Source organism: uncultured Sphingomonas sp., from assembly GCF_964244235.1.
Lineage (GTDB): Bacteria > Pseudomonadota > Alphaproteobacteria > Sphingomonadales > Sphingomonadaceae > Sphingomonas.
In genome coordinates this window covers 1-7,843 of the sequence record NZ_CAXTII010000105.1, presented here as the reverse complement: position 1 = coordinate 7,843, position 7,843 = coordinate 1, and the positions used below count along the sequence as shown (strand labels likewise).

Here is a 7,843-nt window from a genome sequence, read left to right as displayed (position 1 = left end):
CAACGAGCATAACTCGGACCACGCCATCAGGCGCCCTTGGCGTCACACACGGAAGACCTCTCTCAGCGGTATCAGTTTCTCCGACGATGCAGCAGCGGCGGGATAACCAATTTCCTTGGCCGGCAACGTAGCTCCCGCGCGTGTCGGCTGGGAACCACGGTCCAGCGCAAATGCGCCATCATTCGCCAAAAATTCGGCCAGCACCGCCGCGATCAGCTCAGTCAGGGCAATTTCCTCCCCGTAGGTCGCGCGATATAGGTCTGCGTACTTTTCCAGCGCGTTCCGAAGATCGCCGGCCGAGCTGATTGTGAGATCGCTTGCCCTCCGATCGCTTTGCCTCGGCAGTTTGAGTTGAGTCATCGAATTGCTCGTTAAGCGGATGTTGGGATGTCAGGATCGTGCGATGCGTGCGATCACGATTGATCAGTCGAACTTGACCAGGTCTTTGAAGAACAGGCGGCCCCATTTATCGCCCCGTGCCTGCACCAGCAGGCCGTCTTCCGAAAGCCCGCCAAGTTTGATCGGCGCGAAGCCGAGATTTTCAGCGAGCGCACCAATTTCCTCTGCGGCAGCGTCATCGTCGCTCGCCAGGAACACGACCCTCCGGCCGCCATGTACGGCGGGGTCCTGGGCAAGAACGCCAGCGCCCAGATGGTTGAAGCCCTTGACCAGTGTTGCGCCAGCAAAGACCTGGGCGACGAAGCGGGAGGAAGGCTATCGATGTATCCAGTTTCATTTCTCGCTCCTTGCTTTGGCCCAATACCAAGTGTCGATTGACGATCCGTCGCGCGTCAGCCGATTACGCCTGCGGCCGACAGGGCCGCGATCCGCTCAGGGTCGAAGCCGAGGGCGGTGAGCAGCGCAGGTCCGTCGGAGCTCCGGGTCATTGCAGGGGGTACCGCCGGCGTTCGCGAAAGGCGCGGTGCCGGCGCGGGCTGGACGATGCCGCCCGGCGCGACGAAGGTGCCGCGCGCCACGTTGTGCGGGTGATCGGGGGCCTCCGCCATCGACAGCACCGGCGTGAAACATGCGTCAGTGTGTTCCAGCAGCGCACACCAGTCGTCGCGCGTGCGCTGGCTGAATAGCGCGGTCAGCTTCGCCTTGAGCGTCGGCCACGCGGCTGGATCGGTCTGCGCGTCGAAGTCCGGATCGTCCGCCAGCCCCGCCTTGTCGCGCAGGATGGCGTAGAATTGCGGCTCGATCGCACCCAGCGCAACATGTTTGCCGTCCGCCGTTTCATAGGTGTCGTAGAAATGCGCGCCGGTATCGAGCAGGTTGACGCCGCGTTCGTCGCGCCACCGGCCTTGCCCGCGCAGCGACCACATCAGGCTGGCGATCAGGGCAGCGCCGTCCACCATCGCGCAATCCACCACCTGCCCCTCGCCGGTCCGCTGCGCGTGGAGCAGGCCGGCGAGCATGCCGAAGGCCAGCAGCATCCCGCCACCGCCGAAATCGCCGACCAGGTTGACTGCCGGCATGGGCTTTTCCCCCGCGCGACCGAGCATGTGGAGCGTGCCGGCAAGCGCAATATAGTTGATGTCATGTCCTGCCAGCGCGGCGTTGGGTCCGTCCTGTCCCCAGCCGGTCATTCGACCGTAGACGAGCGCTGGATTGCGCCGGAGCAGATCGTCGGGGCCGAGTCCCAGCCGCTCGGTTGCGCCGGGCCGGAAACCCTCGATCAGTCCGTGCGCGTCGGCGGCCAGGTCGCGCACCACGCCGCGACCGGCTTCGGTCTTCAGATCGATGCTGACGACCTTGCGCGATCGCCGCAGGACATCGCCGGAGGCGGCGCGTTGCTGGCCCGGACTGGTTGCGGGACGCTCGATCCGGATGACCTCGGCGCCGTGGTCGGCGAGCATCATGCCTGCGAACGGTGCTGGGCCCATGCCCGCCAGTTCGACGATCCTAAGTCCCTGCAACGCGCCCGCCATTCGATTCTCCACCGATTGCGACTTGCATCGCGCTACAAGCCGGCCTAGCTACACCAGTAGTTTAACTGTTCAATCAAATAATGTCGGAGGCAATGATGCAGGAAGCGTGGATCATCGACGCGATGCGTACACCGCGAGGCATTGGCAAGGTCGGCAAGGGCGCGCTGGCAGGGATACACTCGCAGCGACTGCTGGCGCAGGTGCTTGCCGCGCTGGCCGAGCGTCTCGGACTCGAAACGAAGGATGTCGACGACGTCATTGTCGGCTGCGGCACGCAGACGGGCAACCAAGGCTTCTGTATCGCGCGGATGGCGGCGCTCGACGCCGGCTACGACCTCGACGCGCCGGGGCTGGCAATTGACCGGTTCTGCGGCGGCGGCCTCAGCGCAGTCAACGTGGGCGCGATGGGGGTTATGTCGGGGCAGCAGCATCTCGTCGTGGCGGGTGGCGTCGAGTCGATGTCGCATGCGCAGTCGCTGCGCAGCCGGCCGCTGGTAGACTCGGACAATCTGAGCCTGCGCGCGCGCTATCCGCAGCCACATCAGGGCATCTGCGCCGACTTGCTCGCCACGCTGGAGGGATTCAGCCGCGAGGATGTCGATGCGCTGGCGCTGGAGAGTCAGCGGCGCGCCGAAGCCGCGATCCGCGAAAGCCGATTCGCCCGGAGCACGGTCGCGGTTCGCGACGACGAGGGCCGCGTCGTTCTCGATCACGAGGAATTCCCGCGGCCCCAGACGACGGCGGAGGGTCTCGCCGCGTTGCAGCCCGCCTTCGCGCGCATGTACGACGCGCCGTTCGACGAGACTGGCACGACGATGCGGTCGCTGGTCGAGCGCGTCTATCCCGACGTCGCCATCCACCACGTCCACCACGCCGGCAACAGCTCGGGCGTGGTCGATGGCGCGGGCGCGGTGGTGATCGCGTCGCCCGACTATGCCCGCGCGCACGGGCTGAAGCCCCGCGCGCGCATCCGGTCGTTCGCGACGGCGGGCACCGACCCGACGCTGATGCTGAACGGCCCCGCTCCGGCGGCGGCAAAGGCGCTGCGCCTTGCCGGCATGGTGATGAGCGATGTCGAACTGATCGAGATCAACGAGGCGTTTGCGGTCGTGCCGCTCAAGTTCATGCGCGAAACCGGCGTCGACCCCGCCATCGTCAACGTCAATGGCGGCGCGATGGCGCTCGGCCATCCGATCGGGGCGACAGGCGCGATCATTCTGGGCACCCTGCTCGACGAGATGGAGCGCCGCGACCTTAATGTCGGCATGGCGACGCTGTGCGCGGCGGGCGGCATGGCACCGGCGACGATCATCGAGCGCTTCTGATGGCGTCCGCCGTTCTCCGGAACACGCCGGTCATGCCGTCGACGGAACCGGACTCAGCCGGCTGCCTCCGCTTCCTGTCGGAGCTTGATCAAGGCTTGGCGGACCTGTGTGCCGACGTCGCGATCGCCTGCGCCGAGCAAGGCGCGCTCGTCCCGGCGCGGCTCGACCGGTTCCAATTCGCTTCCTACGAGCTCGCCTTCGCCGCTGCCGAGCTGCTCGCGGCAAGGGCGCTGGTCGGCAGCGCGACGGCGGCGGTCGACCGCGACCTCGTTCCGGTCTTTCTGGCGGAGTCGCTGTTGTCGGTGGTCGGGCGGCTGGAGACGGTCGCGCGCGAGATCGGCCGGGCCTTGCCCGCGTGGCGCGCGGACAGCTGGCTGGGAGAACTCCTTTACGCCACCACCGCTGGCCCGATCGACCGCGTGGGAGAAGCGGTGATACGACGCTGCGGGGACGTGGGAAGCATCGACCTGCCGGAGGATGCGGCGATGGCCGCCGAGGCGTTCGGCCGTTTCGCCCGCGACAGGGTCGCGCCGCTGGCCGAGGATATCCACCGCCATGACCTGACGGTGCCGGAGACGATCCTGGGACCGATGCGCGAGATGGGGCTGTTCGGCCTGTCTGTCCCTGCCCGCTACGGCGGCAGTGCGCCCGACGAAGGCGAGGATACGATCGGTATGATCGCGGTCACCGAGGCGCTGTCCGCGGCGTCGCTGGCGGCGGGCGGCAGCCTCATCACCCGGCCTGAAATCCTGACACGCGCGCTGCTCGCCGGCGGGACCGAGCGGCAGAAAGAGGCATGGCTGCCGCGGCTGGCGATCGGCAAGCCGCTGTGCGCGATCGCGATTACCGAACCCGACTTCGGGTCCGACGTCGCGGCGTTGCAGCTGCGCGCGACGCAGGTCGACGGCGGCTGGCGGCTGGACGGCACCAAGACCTGGTGCACTTTCGCCGGCAAGGCGGGGGTGCTGATGGTCGTCGCGCGGACGGGAGAAGGTGCCGGCCATCGCGGGCTCAGCCTGCTGCTCGCCGAGAAGCCTTCGGTCGACGGCCATGCGTTCGATCATGCGCAGGACGGCGGCGGCAGGATCACGGGCAAGGCCATCCCGACGATCGGCTATCGCGGGATGCACTCGTTCGACGTCGCGTTCGATGGCTATGTCGTGCCCGACGCCAACGTCATTGGCGAGGAACAGGGACTCGGCTGCGGCTTCTATCTCACCATGACGGGGATGACCGGCGGGCGGATCCAGACCGCCGCGCGCGCGTGCGGTGTGATGCGCGCCGCGCTCGATGCGTCGGCGCGCTATGTCGCCGACCGGCGGGTGTTCGGTGCGGCGCTAGGCGATTACCAGCTCACCCGCGTCAAGCTGGCGCGCATGGCCGCGCGCTTCGCCGCCTGCCGGTTTATGGCCTATCATGTCGGCCGGATGCTGAACGCCGGCGGCGGGCAAATGGAAGCAAGCCTCGTCAAGCTTTTTACCTGCCGCTCGGCGGAGATCGTGACGCGCGAGGCGCTCCAGCTGCACGGCGGCATGGGCTATGCCGAGGAAAGTGCGGTCAGCCGCTATTTCCTCGACGCGCGCGTGCTTTCGATCTTCGAGGGCGCCGAAGAGACGCTGGCGTTAAAAGTCGTGGCGCGCGCGCTGCTGCAACGCGCCCTTGATGGGCAGCAACAAGAGGCCTTTCCATGACCGTCATTCAGCCCGGCATCGTCGGCGACCGCATCCAATCGAACCGGGTCCACGGATCGCTGTACACCGACCCAGCACTGTTCCAGGCCGAGCTGGAGCATATCTGGCGCAAGACCTGGGTCTATGTCGGGCACGAAAGCGAAATTCCCAATCTCAACGACTTCGTCATGAAGTCGATCGGCCCGCAGCCGGTGTTGATGGTCCGGGGCAGGGACGGTGTCGTGCGCGTGCTTCAGAACCGCTGCCCGCACCGCGGCAACCAGGTTTGCGTGCAGGAGCAGGGCAATGCGGCGATATTCGTCTGCTCCTATCACAGCTGGACCTTCGCCAATACGGGCGACCTCATCGGCTTCGCCTTTCCCGAAGGGTATCGCGATCACGGCGATGCCGAAAAAAAGGAGCTGGGACTGGGCCGCGTGCCGCGCGTCGAGGCCTATCGCGGCTTCGTTTTCGCGTCGTTCGGCACCGACGGCCCGACGCTCGCCGAGCATCTCGGTGGCGCGGCCGAGACGCTCGACCGGGTCTGCCTCGCCTCGCCCGAGGGGGAGATTGAGGTGACCGCCGGCTTCCTGAAGCACAAGGCGCGCAGCAACTGGAAGTTCATCGTCGAGAACGAATGCGACGGCTATCACCCCGCCTTCGTCCACAGCTCGATCTTCGGCGTGGCGGACAGCGGCATCGGCGGGCTGTACGGCAATCAGTCGACCGCGCTGACGCGCGATTACGGCAACGGCCATACCGAGGTCGACCTGCGGCCCGAATTCCGCAAAACGGGCGTGCCGCTGCAATGGTTCGGCACCACCGCCGAGCGCTTGCCTGCCTATGTCGCGAGCATGGAAGCCGCGTACGGGAACGAGCGGGCGCGCGAAATCATGATCGACGGAACGCCGCACGTCATGATCTATCCCAATCTGTTCATCGCCGAGATCCAGCTGTTCGTCATCCAGCCGCTCGCGGTCGATCTGACGGTGCAGCACGTGACCGCGTTGCAGTTCAAGGGAGCGCCCGACCTCAACCGGCGGATGCGCCAACAGACGATGGGGTCGGTCGGCCCCGCCGGGCTGCTGCTCGCCGACGATTGCGAGATGTACGAGCGCACCCAGCGCGGCGTCGCGGCGCGCGATCCGGAGTGGCTGTTCCTCGGCCGCGGCGAACAGCGCGAGTATCGCGACGCGGACGGCTTCCGCGTCGGCCACGCGACCGACGAGACGCCGTCGCGCGGCATCTGGCGGCATTATGCCGGATTGATGGAGGCGGTGTGATGGCGACCGCTCTGGTACCGGACCGGCCCGCTGCGGCAGGCACGATCGATGCGCTGCTGCTACACCACGAGGTCTGCCAGTTCCTGTTCAGCGAAGCGCGGCTCCAGGACGAGCACCGCTATGACGATTGGGAAAGCTTGTGGACCGACGACGGCGTCTACTGGATCCCGGCCAATGGCGACGACACCGTCGATCCCGAGACGCAGATGTCGATCACCTATGACAACCGGTCGCGCATCGCACTTCGCATCCGCCAGTTCCACACCGGCAAGCGCCACGCGCAGGCACCCGTCTCGCGCCTGCGCCGCGTGGTTTCCAATGTCGAAATTACCGCGCAGGGCGGGGACGAGATCGCGGTGTCGGCCAACGCCATCCTGTTCGAATCGAGCCTGCGCGGCGAGACGATCTGGGGCTTTGCGTATCGCTATCTGCTGCGGCGTACGCCCGATGGGCTGCGGATGGCGCGGAAGACGGTGATTCTGCCCAACAACGACCAGGCGTTGTTCACCATGGCGTTCCTGGTATGACCGCGCCCGACTGGCAGCCGGTGATCGGCGCAGGCGCGGTGCTGCTCGACCGGGCCGAGGGGATCGCGCGGATCACGCTCAACCGGCCCGAGGCATCGAATGGCATGTCGGTCGAGTTTCTGCGCGCGCTGTACGACGCGGTGATGACCGCGCATGGCGATTCGTCGCTGCGGGTCGTGATCCTGCGCGGGGCGGGGCCGCATTTCTGCGCCGGCGGAGACGTCAAGACCTTCGCGGCGAAGGGCGAGGCTCTGCCGGACTATCTGCGCGAGGCGACGTCGTGGCTTCAGGCGGTGGCAGGCGCGCTGATCCGGCTCGGCCCCCCGGTGATCGCCAGCGTGCAGGGTTTCGCAGCGGGCGGTGGCGGGTTCGGGCTGGTCTGCGCGGCGGACTTCGTCGTGGCGAGCGAGGGTGCGCGCTTCCTGACCGCGGCGACGCGCGCGGGGATGGCGCCCGACGCGGGCTCATCGGTGACGCTCCAGCGCATCGTCGGCCTGCGCAAGGCGATCGAGCTGTTCCTGCTCAACCCGGTCCTCACCGCTGCCGAGGCGTGCGATCTGGGGATCGTCAGCCGCGTGGTCGCCGACGACGCGCTGGAGGCCGAGACGCTTGCGCTGGCGCGGCAACTGGCGGCGGGGGCACCGCGCGCCCTGGCGGCGACGAAGCGGCTGCTGTGGAACGCCGCCGCGGTTGAGACGGCGCTGCCCGAGGAATCGCGCACCGTGTCCGAACTGGCGGGGTCCGCCGACGCGCGCGAAGGGCTGGCGGCGGTAATCGAGCGGCGGCCGCCGACCTTTACCGGCCGATGAGCCTCGCGGGCCGGCGCGTGCTGGTGACCGGGGGAGCTGCCGGCATCGGCGCCGCGATCGTGCGCGCGCTGGCGGCGGCAGGAGCGGAGGTCACGGTGGCGGATATCGATGCCGAGGGCGCGCAGACGGTCGCCGACGAAATTGGCGGCACCGCGATGACGCTCGACGTCTCCGATCCCGCAGCGGTCGCTATTGCACTGGGCGCGCAAGCCCCCTTCGCGATCCTCGTCAACAATGCCGGCGTCGACCAGCACGCCTTTTTTACCGCGACCACGCCCGCGCAGTGGCAGCGGCTGAT

General features: G+C 67.6%; 9 protein-coding genes. 6 read left to right on the top strand and 3 right to left on the bottom strand.

Annotation, left to right across the window (positions count from 1 at the left end; genetic code table 11):
• Positions 1-42 precede the first annotated feature (42 nt).
• From ACFE7D_RS13290 to ACFE7D_RS13280, 3 genes are all read right to left on the bottom strand, one after another.
• Positions 43-360: a DUF2274 domain-containing protein gene (locus ACFE7D_RS13290; RefSeq protein WP_375395893.1), complete on the bottom strand. Its 318-nt coding sequence runs from the start codon at positions 358-360 to the stop codon at positions 43-45.
• A gap of 63 nt (positions 361-423) precedes the next feature.
• Positions 424-597 carry a hypothetical protein gene (locus ACFE7D_RS13285; protein WP_375395892.1) on the bottom strand — a complete coding sequence of 58 codons (174 nt, stop codon included), beginning with the start codon at positions 595-597 and terminating at the stop codon, positions 424-426.
• Positions 598-791: 194 nt separating this feature from the next.
• Positions 792-1,931, bottom strand: coding sequence for a CaiB/BaiF CoA transferase family protein (locus ACFE7D_RS13280; protein WP_375395891.1), 1,140 nt, complete (start codon positions 1,929-1,931; stop codon positions 792-794).
• A gap of 95 nt (positions 1,932-2,026) precedes the next feature.
• Between ACFE7D_RS13280 and ACFE7D_RS13275 the strand changes: the two genes are divergently transcribed.
• The 6 genes from ACFE7D_RS13275 to ACFE7D_RS13250 form a co-directional block, all read left to right on the top strand.
• The gene (locus ACFE7D_RS13275) at positions 2,027-3,256 is read left to right on the top strand and encodes an acetyl-CoA C-acetyltransferase (RefSeq protein ID WP_375395894.1); all 1,230 of its coding nucleotides are present in this window, start codon (positions 2,027-2,029) and stop codon (positions 3,254-3,256) included.
• Between the two features lie 95 nt (positions 3,257-3,351).
• Entirely contained in the window at positions 3,352-4,947 is a 1,596-nt protein-coding gene (locus ACFE7D_RS13270; RefSeq protein WP_375395890.1) for an acyl-CoA dehydrogenase family protein, read from the top strand.
• Complete coding sequence (locus ACFE7D_RS13265) at positions 4,944-6,209, top strand: Rieske 2Fe-2S domain-containing protein (protein WP_375395889.1); 1,266 nt, start codon at positions 4,944-4,946, stop codon at positions 6,207-6,209. Before ACFE7D_RS13270 ends, ACFE7D_RS13265 begins: the two co-directional genes overlap by 4 nt.
• On the top strand, positions 6,209-6,736 hold the full coding sequence (locus ACFE7D_RS13260) for an aromatic-ring-hydroxylating dioxygenase subunit beta (protein ID WP_375395888.1): 528 nt from the start codon (positions 6,209-6,211) through the stop codon (positions 6,734-6,736). Before ACFE7D_RS13265 ends, ACFE7D_RS13260 begins: the two co-directional genes overlap by 1 nt.
• Positions 6,733-7,545 carry an enoyl-CoA hydratase/isomerase family protein gene (locus ACFE7D_RS13255; protein ID WP_375395887.1) on the top strand — a complete coding sequence of 271 codons (813 nt, stop codon included), beginning with the start codon at positions 6,733-6,735 and terminating at the stop codon, positions 7,543-7,545. The genes ACFE7D_RS13260 and ACFE7D_RS13255 overlap by 4 nt, the downstream gene beginning before the upstream one ends.
• Positions 7,542-7,843: SDR family NAD(P)-dependent oxidoreductase (locus ACFE7D_RS13250; protein WP_375395886.1), on the top strand; the 302-nt coding region annotated here is incomplete at its 3' end. The genes ACFE7D_RS13255 and ACFE7D_RS13250, both read left to right, overlap by 4 nt.

Coding starts and splice junctions, on each gene's coding strand:
- ACFE7D_RS13290 (WP_375395893.1), bottom strand. CDS start 360: ATGACTCAACTCAAACTGCCGAGGCAAAGCGATCGGAGGGCAAGCGAT.
- ACFE7D_RS13280 (WP_375395891.1), bottom strand. CDS start 1,931: ATGGCGGGCGCGTTGCAGGGACTTAGGATCGTCGAACTGGCGGGCATG.
- ACFE7D_RS13275 (WP_375395894.1), top strand. CDS start 2,027: ATGCAGGAAGCGTGGATCATCGACGCGATGCGTACACCGCGAGGCATT.
- ACFE7D_RS13265 (WP_375395889.1), top strand. CDS start 4,944: ATGACCGTCATTCAGCCCGGCATCGTCGGCGACCGCATCCAATCGAAC.
- ACFE7D_RS13260 (WP_375395888.1), top strand. CDS start 6,209: ATGGCGACCGCTCTGGTACCGGACCGGCCCGCTGCGGCAGGCACGATC.
- ACFE7D_RS13255 (WP_375395887.1), top strand. CDS start 6,733: ATGACCGCGCCCGACTGGCAGCCGGTGATCGGCGCAGGCGCGGTGCTG.